The organism is Nonomuraea sp. NPDC048901 (genome assembly GCF_040649695.1).
GTDB lineage: Bacteria > Actinomycetota > Actinomycetes > Streptosporangiales > Streptosporangiaceae > Nonomuraea.
The window spans coordinates 1-4,804 of sequence record NZ_JBEZFW010000056.1; the positions used below are offsets into that span (position 1 = coordinate 1).

General features: G+C 69.9%; 4 protein-coding genes. All 4 read right to left on the reverse strand.

The genetic code is table 11. The features are described from left to right. Positions 1-443 precede the first annotated feature (443 nt). Genes AB0C30_RS59745 through AB0C30_RS59760 form a run of 4 tightly spaced genes read right to left on the reverse strand, consistent with a single transcriptional unit; the run spans position 444 to position 4,500 of the window. Complete coding sequence (locus AB0C30_RS59745; protein ID WP_357962652.1) at positions 444-1,262, reverse strand: class I SAM-dependent methyltransferase; 819 nt, start codon at positions 1,260-1,262, stop codon at positions 444-446. 14 nt (positions 1,263-1,276) lie between these two features. After that, the gene (locus AB0C30_RS59750) at positions 1,277-2,887 is read right to left on the reverse strand and encodes an ABC transporter permease (protein ID WP_357962655.1); all 1,611 of its coding nucleotides are present in this window, start codon (positions 2,885-2,887) and stop codon (positions 1,277-1,279) included. Further along, a complete protein-coding gene (locus AB0C30_RS59755) occupies positions 2,884-3,816 on the reverse strand; it encodes an ABC transporter ATP-binding protein (protein WP_357962662.1) in 933 nt (310 codons plus the stop codon). Before AB0C30_RS59755 ends, AB0C30_RS59750 begins: the two co-directional genes overlap by 4 nt. A 33-nt stretch (positions 3,817-3,849) precedes the next feature. Beyond that, a complete protein-coding gene (locus tag AB0C30_RS59760; RefSeq protein WP_357962659.1) occupies positions 3,850-4,500 on the reverse strand; it encodes a TetR family transcriptional regulator in 651 nt (216 codons plus the stop codon). Positions 4,501-4,804 lie beyond the last annotated feature (304 nt).

The window sequence follows — 4,804 nt, forward strand, 5'->3', positions numbered from 1 at the left end:
AAGTCGAACTCCCAGCAGCCCGCCGGCTGCGACCATCAGCCTGCCGTACTCAACGCAGCCGCGTAACCCCCGAGAGATTTACCCAGATGACCACTTAGCCACGTCGAACGCGCTGCCTCGACGGCTGGGTGTGTGGACTCCAGCAAACCGATACAAGCCCGGCACCATCCACCTTCCCCTGCCGGTGGTCTCGGAAGGTGATGGCGGAGGCATTCGACACGGCTCCAACGGGTGCCTTGAACTGTCGTCGCTTCGGCTGAATCCGTGCGGGCTGGCGGCTGCAAGCGCTGCATGGGCCGGCCGTCTCCACGAATAGTTGCCAGGCGTTCAGATCCTTGCACGGCAGGAACTCGCATGTTCCTCACGCGGTGTTGCTGTACACGCTATGCGAACAACTAGAAGACGGGATGCCCGACCCCGGCGTGAGTCGCCGGCCGGAATCGTCAGAAACGGTAGTGCGCGACCGTGGTGCCCAGCCTGGAGAAGGCCGCGCTGAGCGCCGACAGGCGGGTCCACAGGCGCAGGGCCGTCGGGAACTGGTCGACCTCGGGCTCCCGGGTGAGCAGGATGTGCCGGATCAGGGTCAGTCGCGGGTTCCACCGTACGGGGTCGAGGCGGTCGAAGCCGGGGGACTTGAAGAGGGGGACCAGGAACCGGCTGCCGGAGTAGTGTCTCGCGGTCCAGACGGTGAATCGGGTGTAGACGTTGAACGCGATCTCCCCACTGGGAAAATGGCTGGTGAGACGGTCCAGCAGCGTGATCATCTCTTCCTGGGAGAGGAAGGGCAGCACGCCGTCGGCGACGATCACGGCGGGACGGTCGGCGGGCAGCGCCTCCAGCCAGCCGGGCTCGGTCAGGTCCGCGCCGATGGTGTGCGTGTGCGGCCGCTCCTGGATGATCCGGTGCCGGGCGTCCACGACCTCGGGAAAGTCGACGTCGTACCAGTCCGCTGTCGATGGAGGGTCGATGCGGAGGGCTCGGGTGTCGAGGCCGGCTCCCAGGTCGATGCCGATCGCGTCGGGGTGGCGGGCGATGAACCGCTGCGCGATCTCGTCCAGTTTCTTGGCGCGCTGGGCGACGTCGATGGCCGAGGCCGCGCTCCAGCGGAGTTTGCGGTGGTCGTAGCCGGTCTTGTGGATGATCTCGTAGGCCATGCGGTCGCCGAGTATGGGGCTTGGCAGGCGGCTGTCGAGCGCCCGGCCGCACAGCGTCACCCACAGGGTTTCCTGCAGCGGGGTCAGTGTAGGAAGGGTCACTCCCATGATGTCCTCCAGGCTCAGATGGTGGGCATGTCGCGTCGGGTGAATCCGGCCAGGCCGGCCGCGACGAGGGCCGCCGCGACGGCGGTCATGACGATCAGTGGGGTGGCCGTCATGACCCCGCCGGGAAGTTTCGGTACGTGCTCGAAGACCGACAGGTCGATGACCCACTGGTCGAGCTGCAACTCCAGGCCGACCCAGCCGAACAACATGCTCACCATGGCCACCGCGAACGTGCCGGCGACCAGCCGAGGCAGCAGCCCGAACAGCGCGAACGCGACCCCGGTGAACACCCACACCACAGGGAGTTGCACGAGAGCGGCGGCTAGGAGGCGGGACAGCTCACGGGCGACGTCGCCGGTGTTGAGTCCGTGCGCCAGACCGGCGGCCGTCCCGAAGGCGATCAACCCGAGCGCCGGGCCGAGCAGTATGAACGCGAAGTGGCTGCCCGCCCAGCGCAGCCGGCGCACCGGGGTGGCCAGCAGGGGCTCGGCCCGCCCGTCGCGCTCTTCGTTCCTGAGCAGCAGCGCGGCCTGGATGGCGAAGCAGGCGCTGACCAGGCCGAGCATGGTCATCATGGGGGCGAGGAACTGGTCGACGAGCGTGCCGGGACCGCCGAGCCGGGCCAGCGCCTCTCGGGCCGCGGCGCCGCCGTTGTCCATCAGCGTCCCAAGGCTCGCCGACATCGCGCCGACCACGAGCCCGACCACGGCGAGTCCGGCGAGCCTGCTGATCAGCGGCCCGCGGTGCAGCCGCCAGGCCAGCGCCAGCGGGCTGCGCAGGCGGGGTCCGGCGGCGGCCGGGCCCAGGCGGGCCTGGAACATGCCGGCGCCGAGGTCGCGCCGCTCCGACAGCGCCACGGCCAGCACGATCAGCGCCAGCACGGCGCCGGCCGCGAGCGCGAGCACCCACCAGCGTTCGCCGCTGTAGGGCCGCAGCGCCTCCGCCCAGCCGAGCGGCGTCATCCAGGACACCCAGGCAGGCCCGTCACCGGACTGCGCGGCGACGTCGCCGACGCCGCGCAGCAGGATCGCGGCGCCGAGCGTGCTGATCCCGATGACGCGCGCGCCGCCCGCGCCAGTCGTGAGCTGCGCCGTCACCGCGCCGATCGAGGCGAACGCGCAGGCGGCCACCGTGAACCCGAGTCCGAGCGCCAGGGAGCCGGCGGCGGGCAGGCCCTGGCCGATCAGCGCCAGCGCCGAGGCCACGCCCAGGACCAGGGCGGCCCCGCAGGTGACGATCAGAGTGGCGGCCAGGTTCGCGTGCCGCGCCACCGCGGTCGCCCCGACCAGTTCGCGCCGTCCGGCCTCTTCTTCCGTACGCGTGTGCCGGATGACCGTGAGCAGCGCGAACAGCGCGACCATGAACGTCACGAACCCCGACCGCCAGGCGACGAGCTCGCCGAGGCTGGAGCCGTTCAGCACGCCGTAGGCGATGGTGAAGGCCCTGGTGTGGACGCTGGTCTCGTAGTAGTGCTGACGGGCCTCGGCCGTGGGGTACGCGCCGGTGAACGCGCCGACGAACACCACCGGGATCATGCAGATGAAGGCCACCCACAGCGGCAGCAGCACACGATCGCGCCGCAGCACCACGCGGATGAGCTTTCCCGTGCCGGCGAACGCGTTCATCGTCCTGCCTCCGCGTGCCGGCCCTTGACGTTCGCGGTCGCGCGGTCGTAGTGCCGCAGGAACAGCTCCTCCAGCGTCGGAGGCTGGCTGACCAGGCTGCGCACGCCGGCCTGGGTGAGGTGGCGAAGTGCGAGGTCCAGCGCGGCGGCGTCGACGCTGAAGCGTACCCGGCCGCCGTCGGCGCGCAGGCCGTGCACACCCGGCAGGCCGGCCAGCCCGTCCGGTGGGGCGGCCAGTTCGGCGTCGATGGAGGTGCGGGTGAGGTGCCGCAGCTCGGCCATGGTGCCGGTTTCGACGGTACGGCCGTCGCGGATGATCGTGACGCGGTCGCACAGCGCCTCGACCTCGGAGAGGATGTGGCTGGACAGCAGCACCGTACGGTCACCCGCGCGCCGCACTTCCTGGACCGTTTGCCGGAAGACCTCCTCCATCAGCGGGTCCAGGCCGGAGGTGGGCTCGTCGAGGATGAGCAGCTCGGCGTCGGAGGCCAGAGCCGCGACCAGGGCCACCTTCTGGCGGTTGCCCTTGGAGTAGGTGCGGCCCTTCTTACGCGGGTCGAGGTCGAAGCGCTCGATCAGCTCGTCCCGGCGCCGCCGGTCAAGCCCGCCGCGCAGCCGGCCGAGCAGGTCGATGGCCTCACCGCCGGACAGGCCGGGCCACAGGGTGACGTCGCCGGGCACGTAGGCCAGGCGGCGGTGCAGCTCAGCGGTCTGTGTCCAGGGGTCGCCGCCGAGCAGCCGGGCGGCGCCCGCGTCGGGGCGCATCAGGCCCAGCAGGATCCGGATCGTGGTGCTCTTGCCCGCGCCGTTGGGCCCGAGGAAGCCGTGCACCTCGCCGGTCCGTACGACGAGGTCGAGGCCGTTCAGTGCCCGTGCCGGGCCGAACGACTTGACCAATCCGGCCATGGAAATGGCATCAGTCTCAGTCATCATGGATGTCCTTGTGTGGTGATGGGGGGAGGGCTAGAGATCGTCTCCCTGATGGGCCTCCCAGGCGGTCTGGGCGGCTTTGAGCATGGTGTCCTCGGCGTACAAGCCGTGGGTGTAGATCTCGAGCATGGGCAGCCCGATGCGCCGCAGCACGTCGGGGCCCATCCGCTCGAAGCCGAGCGCGCGGGTCAGGGGCGGCGCCATGGTCAGCGTGGCCAGGCTCACCAGCACGGTGAGCACGGCCAGCGCCCGCACGTCGGAGGACTGGCGCATCGAGCCGCCGGCGATCCCGTCCCGGAAGAGCTGCTCGGTCTCCTCCACCAGCGTGTTGACGAACGTGGTGGCCGCGGAGGAGTCCTCCTCGATCGCGCGCACCATGTACTGCACATGGAGGCGGTACTCCTCCGAGCCCGACAGGTATTCCTGGGACAGATCCCGCACGCCGACCAGGTCAGCCGCAGTCCGGGCCCTCCTCACCAGGATCTGCAGGACGTGCTCGTCGCAGACGCTCCGCAGGTTGTCCTTGCTGCCGAAGTGCCGGATGACCAGGGCGGCGCTCACCCCTGCGGTGGCCGCGATGGCGCGCAGGTTCGTCTTCTGGAAGCCGTCGCGGGCGAAGTGCGCGATGGCGGCGTTACGGATCTTGGCCTGGGCGGTCAGATCCGCCGAAGGTGATGAACACACGTTTACTATAGTAAACATATGTTCATCGCTATGGCAACCGGGGTCAGAACGGTCCGCGGAGATCTCCCGGGGCAGCGTGCAGAGGGCCGTGCGCTTGCCAGGCAGCAGGTTCGGCATTCTGTTGCGCAGCGCGCCGCGGACAGTGTCGGCCAGCACGTGTCCTGGCCGGCCCATGGAGGCGTAGCTGACCAGCACGCCGCCCGGGGCTAAGTGGTCATCTGGGTAAATCTCTCGGGGGTTACGCGGCTGCGTCGAGTACGGCAGGCTGATGGTCGCAGCCGGCGGGCTGCTGGGAGTTCGACTC